The sequence below is a fragment of the Mesorhizobium sp. M3A.F.Ca.ET.175.01.1.1 genome (genome assembly GCF_004791945.1).
In the GTDB taxonomy this organism is placed as follows: domain Bacteria; phylum Pseudomonadota; class Alphaproteobacteria; order Rhizobiales; family Rhizobiaceae; genus Mesorhizobium.
In genome coordinates, this window is sequence record NZ_SRTP01000309.1 from 1 (window position 1) to 303 (window position 303).

The 303-nt window shown below is 68.0% G+C and carries 1 pseudogene; it reads left to right on the top strand.

Annotated features, from left to right (window positions below):
• Positions 1 to 303 (top strand): annotated as a pseudogene (locus EN818_RS33175) (serine kinase); the annotation flags it as partial.

The window sequence follows — 303 nt, forward strand, 5'->3', positions numbered from 1 at the left end:
GCCGAGTGGGATGACCCCTCATTTCAGCCGAAGGAATTCCACGCCAGGCTGCAGGCGGCCGGCCTGCGGGCGGCCTATCCGTTCCAGAAGCGCCTGTGGCGGCTGTTCGACGAGCGTTCCCGTGTCGGCCTGCAATGGTGCGCGGCGCCTTCCGAATTGCCGCCATGGGACGGCTCCGCGCCCTTGCGCCAGCATCTGCACTGGATGCTGGAAGACACCGGCATGCGGCTGGCGCATGCCGCGACCCTCGGTCTCGACAAGCGCGGCGTCATCTTGTTTGGCCGTGGCGGGGCGGGAAAATCC